Source organism: Arthrobacter sp. 35/47 (genome assembly GCF_000520475.1).
Classification (GTDB): domain Bacteria; phylum Actinomycetota; class Actinomycetes; order Actinomycetales; family Micrococcaceae; genus Arthrobacter_D; species Arthrobacter_D subterraneus.
Window position 1 is genome coordinate 27,601 of record NZ_KI914599.1, and the last position, 6,004, is coordinate 33,604.

The window sequence follows — 6,004 nt, forward strand, 5'->3', positions numbered from 1 at the left end:
TGTCGAAGCGTACCGGATCGCCACCGGCGTTTCGTCCGCCGGTCCGAGCGTTCAGCGGGCGCTTTTTGACGTCCTGGAGAGCCATGGCCATGAGATGCGACGGGACGCGCTGACGGAAGCCATCACCCGCTGGAGTGCGCGCTGGGACACACTCGCACCGTTGAGGGACCTGGAAACGGTCCGCCGCTTCGGGGGCACCCTGCTTACCCCGGAATCGGACTGGTGGCCTACGGCGCTGGCGGACCTCCAGCTCAGCGAACCCCTGTGCCTATGGGTCCGAGGCGAAAATCCGGTGCCAATTCCGCCGCAGAACCGGGTGGTGTCGATCGTCGGCTCACGCGACAGCACGAGCTACGGGGAGAACGTGACGGGTGCCCTGGCCTCGGGGCTGGTCGGACGCGGTTTCACGGTGGTGTCAGGCGGCGCTTTTGGAATCGACGCATGCGCCCACCGGGCGGCGCTGAAAATCGCCGCCGAGGACAATCCGCTGCCCACGCTGGCAGTGCTGGCCTGCGGCATCGACCGATACTATCCAGCCGGAAACGAGGGCCTGCTCCGGAATATTGCCCAGCGCGGACAACTGATTTCAGAGGTACCCCCCGGCTCGTCAGCTTCGAGATACCGATTTCTCCAGCGAAATCGACTCATTGCGGCGCTCAGCGCCGTCACAGTGGTCGTCGAGGCGCGGTGGCGCTCGGGGGCCCTCAATACCGCGCATCACGCCGCTGGCATTGGACGCTCCGTTGGAGCCGTTCCGGGTTCTGTCCAGTCCCCCAATTCGGCTGGCTGCCACAGACTGCTCCGCGACGGCAGCGCCGTCTGCGTCACCGATGCTGCGGAGGTGGCGGAACTCGCCGGCCCCCTTGCTGTCGAAGCGGTACAAGAGCGTGCTGTCGTACCGGCCCTGCATGACGGCTTGACGGTGGAGGATCTGTTGCTGCTCGACGCCCTGCCTGTTCGCGCATCCTCGACCGTGGACAAGCTCGCATCCGTTGCCGGCCTGAGTATTGCCGGCGTCCTGGCCGGGCTGGGCCGGCTGGAGACTGACGGCCTTGCGCAGCGCGGTGACGGCGGCGGCTGGCGTAAACGGCCGCGATGACCAGCCCGTAATCCGGCTCCCCGGGCTGATGGGCCACCAACAGAGGGCAGCCCGAACCTGCACACCCCTGAACATTCACAGCGCACCACCCGGAAGCAGACACATGAAAGGGATATCCACCATGAACACCTTCAAGATCATCGACAGCCCGGTCGGGGGACTCGTACTCGTAGCCAGAGATCAGGACCTCGTCGGCGTCTATCACGAGTATCACTCGCCCGAGCCCTCGCCGGTTATTCTCGGGCTGCCCGCTGACGAGGAACTCCCCAATGACCAGCCCTCAGAGGTCGCCTCGAATGACTCTCCCGCTACTAGCGACCCGGATGCTGCCTCTGCAGTGTTCCAGTCAACGGAGGAGTGGCTGCGCGGGTACTTTCGTGGCGTGATGGCTCCGCCGCTCAGCTACAACCTGGTGGGTGGAACCGAGTTCCAGCGCAAGGTCTGGGCCGCCGTCGCGGAGATCCCCTACGGTGAACGTCGTACGTACAAGGAGGTCGCCGGCGCTCTCGGAAATCACGCCATGGGCCGTGCAGTGGGGGCAGCGGTACGCGCCAACCCGTTGTCAATCGTTATTCCGGGACATCGGGTTGTGGGGGCAGGCGGTGCCATTACCGGCTACGCCGCCGGCGTTGCCGTCAAGCGCTCGCTGCTCGAACTGGAATCGGCGGTGGCCGAGATGGCCGCGTAGGCAAATGGCCCGGCGCCGTCCGCCTCCCCTTCACCCGTCCAGCACACGGCTTCCTGAAGCGCGCGGCGGTGTGGCTCCTTGATCGGACACCCACACTGGCGCACAGTAGCTTCAGGCGGGGCGGACCAAGCGCAGGGAAGCCATTGATGGATCGGGAGCAACGGATGAGAGAACGGCGAGGGGGGAACCGACCCACCCTCCCGTTCGCCAACGAATCCGAAGGGTTCATCCGCTATCTGGAACGCGAACGTAATCGCTCCGTCCACACTGTGCGCGCTTACCAGGGCGACCTTGAGAATTTCGCGGCGTTCTCAGCTTCCCTTGGTATCGCCACCCTTGCGGGGCTGGATCTGACGTGCCTCCGGTCCTGGCTCGGCTCACTGGACCAGCAGGGGCTCTCACGTGCCACCATCGCCCGCCGCGCAGCAACGGTGCGGAACTTCCTCGCCTGGGCAACCCGCGAGGGTCATCTGGCAGAGAATCCCGCATTACGCCTGAAAGCCCCTCGTCGCCGCAACGGGCTTCCCGATGTCCTCTCGGTATCCCAGCTGGAGCCGCTGCTCGCTGCCGCGCAGGACGCGGCGGTAGGAGGCGACCCGCAAGCGCTACGCGCCCGGGCTCTCCTCGAGCTGCTCTACGGATCGGGGATCCGCGTCGGGGAGCTGGTCGGCCTTGACCTCGATGATCTGGACCATGACCGCCGTATGGTGCGTGTGCTGGGCAAGGGCAACAAGGAACGCACCGTACCGTATGGTGTGCCTGCCGCCCAGGCACTGAACGACTGGATCGGCAGGGGAAGAACGCGTTGGGTCAAGCCCGACAGCGGCGCTGCACTGTTCCTTGGTCCCCGCGGGCGCCGCCTGGACCAGCGCCAGGCACGGTCCGTCGTGGAGCGGCATCTCGCCGGCGTCGACGGCACCGGTGCCACGGGCCCCCATGCCCTGCGCCATACCGCGGCAACCCACCTGCTCGACGGAGGAGCAGACCTGCGCGCCGTTCAGGAGCTTCTCGGGCACCGGAGCCTTGCGACAACGCAGCTCTACACCCATGTATCGGTGGACCGGCTTCGGCGCAGTTATGAGCAGGCGCACCCGCGGGCATGAACGCACGGAATCCGGCGCAGGTAATTACAGTGGCGCGATTTGCGTTCATGGGGCAGAATGTTCCTTGTTACCCCGTGGACTGAGCACACCACATCCAAACAATAACGGGACAGTACGCCGATAGTTGAAGGTCGTTGGGGAAGACGTACCTACAGCTATGGAGGATGGAATGTCTGTTGTGATGGCGCGTGGTGTTTTGTATATACACTCAGCCCCTTCTGCGTTGTGCCCTCATATCGAGTGGGCCGTCGGATCGGTGATTGATCAGCGACTCGACCTGCAGTGGTCGCCGCAGCCCGCCGCGCCCGGAATGTTCCGCTCCGAATTGTCCTGGGTTGCCGCTCAGGGATCCGGAGCGAAGCTGGCTTCCGCGCTGCGCGGTTGGGCGCACCTGCGCTACGAGGTCACCGAGGAGCAGAGCGCAGGGGCGGACGGCGGGCGCTGGTCGCACACCCCCGAGCTGGGAATCTTCCACGCTACGACCGACGTACACGGCAACGTGATGATTTCCGAGGACCGCATCCGTTACGCCTATGAGGCGGGAGCCGGAGACCCGGCCGCGGTCTACCATGAGCTGTCCCTGGCGCTGGGCGAGTCCTGGGACGAGGAACTGGAGCCCTTCCGGCACGCGGGAGAGGGTGCCCCCGTTCGCTGGCTGCACCAGGTCGGCTGACCACAGCCCTGAAACGCTGAAGGAGGCCGGGTACCCTCAGGTACCCGGCCTCCAGCGTGTGTTCCGGGAGAGCCGGTTAGACGTTCTTCACCACTATGACCGCATTGTGGCCACCGAACCCGAACGAGTTGCTCAACGCGACGATATCGCCCGCCGGAAGGTCACGTGCCGAGGTCACTACGTCCAGCGGGATCTGCGGGTCCTGGTTCTCAAGGTTGATGGTCACCGGGGCCCGACGTTCATGAACAGCCAGCACAGTCATGACGGCTTCCACCGCACCGGATGCACCGAGCAGGTGACCGGTCTGCGACTTCGTCGCCGAGACGGCCACCGAGTCAACCTGGCTGCCGAGTGCCGTCTTGAGAGCAACGTATTCCGGCTGGTCACCTACCGGGGTGGAGGTCGCATGTGCATTCACGTGAACAACATCGGACGCCTGCACGCGCGCGTCAAACATTGCGGCCTTGAGTGCACGGGTTGCGCCGAGTCCCTCGGGGTCCGGGGCTGTGATGTGGTAGGCGTCTGCCGTTACGGAGGTACCGGCGAGTTCACCATAAATCCGCGCGCCGCGGGCGAGGGCATGTTCCTCCGCCTCGAGCAGAAGGGCACCGGCCCCCTCACCCATCACAAAACCGTCCCGGTCGATGTCGTATGGGCGAGAGGCATGCTCAGGGTCATCATTGCGGCGGGACAAGGCCTGCATGGCAGCAAAGGCCGCGATCGGCATCGGATGGATCGCTGCTTCAGCGCCACCGCACATCACGACGTCGGCCTTGCCGGACCTGATCAGATCCAGTCCGAGGTGGAGCGCCTCGGTGCCGGAGGCACAGGCCGAAACCGGTGTGTGCGCGCCGGCGCGTGCTCCAAGATCAAGGCTGACTGCGGCCGCCGGACCATTGGGCATCAGCATGGGGACCGTCATCGGAAGAACCCGACGCGGGCCCTTTGCCTTCAGCGTGTCCCAGGCGTCCAGCAGCGTCCAGACGCCGCCGATACCGGTGGCGAATGCCACCGCCAACCGGTCATGGTCGACCTCCTCGATTCCGGAGTCCCGCCAGGCTTCCCGGGCCGCTATCACCGCGAACTGGGTGGAGGGATCCATTCGCTTGGCTTCGACCCGGGTCAGGACCTCGCTGGCAGGCGTCGATACCTGCGCGGCAAAGGTGACCGGAAGCTCAAATTCAGCAACCCAGTCCGCTTCGATGGTGCGGGCGCCGGAAACGCCCTTCAGCGCGTTCTCCCACATGGTGGGAACATCGCCGCCGATGGGTGTCGTGGCGCCCAAGCCGGTAATGACTACTTTGCGTGCCATGGTTCACTCTTTCGATGCGTCGTTGTTTCCGTGTGGAAGGTGAGCTGATGGAGCGGCGATGACCGTAGCTGCCATCGCCGCGTCCACGCTAAGACTGTGACTTGGCGATGAACTCAACTGCGTCGCCGACGGTCTTGAGGTTCTTGACTTCCTCGTCGGGGATGCGCACGCCGAACTTCTCTTCGGCATTGACCACGATGGTCATCATGGAGATGGAGTCGATGTCCAGGTCGTCGGTGAAGGACTTGTCCATCTCCACGGATTCGGGCGCGAGGCCGGTCTCTTCGTTAACGATTTCTGCCAGTCCTGCGAGAATCTCTTCGTTGCTAGCCATGGTGGCTCCTTTTCTTGTGTCCCGGTAAGTACCGGATCGGTTCGATCGAGCCGCGGAGTGCGGCCCGAAGCGGAAAACTAGGGGAGAACAACTACCTGGGCGCCGAACACAAGCCCGGCACCGAACCCGATCTGCAGGGCGAGGCCGCCGCTGAGTCCGGGATTCTCCGCGAGGAGGCGGTGCATTGCCAGAGGAATCGAGGCTGCCGACGTATTTCCCGCGTCGACAATGTCCCGAGCCACCGCCACATGCTCGGGCAGGCCCAACTGCTTGACCATTTCATCGATGATGCGGATGTTCGCCTGATGCGGCACGAAGGCGACGAGATCTTCGGCCCGGATTCCTGCAGCGTCCAGGGCCTGCTGTGCCACTTTCGCCATCTCCCACACAGCCCATCTGAAGACGGTGGGTCCATCCTGAAGCATAGTCGGCCAGATGGCGGATTCCGCGGCTGAGGACAGGGCCTCCGGTCCTTCCGCGAGTGCAGCGAGCGAAAGGTCCCGGACGTCGAGCAGCGAATGCGTCATGCGGATGGATTCGTGCTTGCTGCCGTCCGATCCCCAGACGGATGGACCGATCCCGGGTGAGTCGGACGGACCGATGATGACGGCACCGGCTCCGTCACCGAGCAGGAAGGAAATGGTGCGCTCGGTGTTGTCAATGAAATCCGACAACTTCTCGACACCGACCACGAGCACGTAGTCGGCCGTTCCTGCATGGACCAGGGCGTCGGCCTGCGCGATCCCGTAGCAGTACCCGGCGCAGGCCGCTGAAATATCGTAGGCAGGTGCCGGC

Annotated in this window: 7 protein-coding genes; 4 read left to right on the plus strand and 3 right to left on the minus strand. The window is 64.7% G+C overall.

Features of this window, described 5'->3' with window-relative positions:
* The 4 genes from dprA to X803_RS0109880 form a co-directional block, all read left to right on the plus strand.
* Window positions 1-1,099: DNA-processing protein DprA (gene dprA, locus X803_RS19055; RefSeq protein WP_035778503.1), on the plus strand; the 1,099-nt coding region annotated here is incomplete at its 5' end.
* Window positions 1,100-1,220: 121 nt separating this feature from the next.
* Window positions 1,221-1,787, plus strand: a complete 567-nt coding sequence (locus tag X803_RS22540; RefSeq protein WP_026545013.1) for a methylated-DNA--[protein]-cysteine S-methyltransferase — start codon at window positions 1,221-1,223, stop codon at window positions 1,785-1,787.
* 164 nt (window positions 1,788-1,951) lie between these two features.
* The gene (locus X803_RS0109875) at window positions 1,952-2,890 is read left to right on the plus strand and encodes a tyrosine recombinase XerC (RefSeq protein ID WP_035778504.1); all 939 of its coding nucleotides are present in this window, start codon (window positions 1,952-1,954) and stop codon (window positions 2,888-2,890) included.
* 169 nt (window positions 2,891-3,059) lie between these two features.
* Window positions 3,060-3,563 (plus strand): DUF3145 domain-containing protein, encoded by a 504-nt coding sequence (locus tag X803_RS0109880; RefSeq protein ID WP_026545015.1) that lies wholly within the window; start codon window positions 3,060-3,062, stop codon window positions 3,561-3,563.
* A 76-nt stretch (window positions 3,564-3,639) separates the two neighbouring features.
* Here X803_RS0109880 and fabF read toward each other — a convergent pair whose 3' ends face one another.
* From fabF to X803_RS21495, 3 genes are all read right to left on the minus strand, one after another.
* Window positions 3,640-4,875, minus strand: coding sequence for a beta-ketoacyl-ACP synthase II (fabF, locus tag X803_RS0109885; protein ID WP_026545016.1), 1,236 nt, complete (start codon window positions 4,873-4,875; stop codon window positions 3,640-3,642).
* A gap of 88 nt (window positions 4,876-4,963) precedes the next feature.
* The gene (locus X803_RS0109890; protein WP_026545017.1) at window positions 4,964-5,209 is read right to left on the minus strand and encodes an acyl carrier protein; all 246 of its coding nucleotides are present in this window, start codon (window positions 5,207-5,209) and stop codon (window positions 4,964-4,966) included.
* A gap of 77 nt (window positions 5,210-5,286) precedes the next feature.
* Window positions 5,287-6,004 (minus strand): 3-oxoacyl-[acyl-carrier-protein] synthase III C-terminal domain-containing protein (locus X803_RS21495; protein ID WP_035778506.1); only part of this gene is annotated, 718 nt, incomplete at its 5' end.

Bases quoted from the DNA above. Each gene is read 5' to 3' on its own strand.
- X803_RS22540 (WP_026545013.1), top strand. From the start codon at position 1,221: ATGAACACCTTCAAGATCATCGACAGCCCGGTCGGGGGACTCGTACTC.
- X803_RS0109875 (WP_035778504.1), top strand. From the start codon at position 1,952: ATGAGAGAACGGCGAGGGGGGAACCGACCCACCCTCCCGTTCGCCAAC.
- X803_RS0109880 (WP_026545015.1), top strand. From the start codon at position 3,060: ATGTCTGTTGTGATGGCGCGTGGTGTTTTGTATATACACTCAGCCCCT.
- fabF (WP_026545016.1), bottom strand. From the start codon at position 4,875: ATGGCACGCAAAGTAGTCATTACCGGCTTGGGCGCCACGACACCCATC.
- X803_RS0109890 (WP_026545017.1), bottom strand. From the start codon at position 5,209: ATGGCTAGCAACGAAGAGATTCTCGCAGGACTGGCAGAAATCGTTAAC.